The organism is Peribacillus sp. SIMBA_075, from assembly GCF_046534585.1.
The window spans coordinates 1-237 of the sequence record NZ_JAWRYN010001557.1 but is presented as its reverse complement, the minus strand read 5'-3'; the positions used below and the strand labels follow the sequence as shown (position 1 = coordinate 237).

The 237-nt window shown below is 30.0% G+C and carries 1 pseudogene; it reads right to left on the bottom strand.

From position 1 onward, the window contains the following. Positions 1–131: pseudogene (locus tag SB775_RS34760) on the bottom strand (YitT family protein); the annotation flags it as partial. Positions 132–237 lie beyond the last annotated feature (106 nt).

Here is a 237-nt window from a genome sequence, read left to right as displayed (position 1 = left end):
CCGTCTGATACGTTATTTGGAATTAATACTGCTTCTAATCCGTACGCTGTGATAAATGCCCCAATAATAATCATCAAAGCTTTTGAAGCAATTTTTAGCTTATTGGGCTTGTTTTTGATAATTTTCTCCATGTAATTTCCTCGTTTCAAACTAGTTTCTTATTTGTTACGTAATTCACACCTAAATTTAATTTTAACATTTTATTTGAAAAAATTCTCCTTTAATGGATGTATGCAG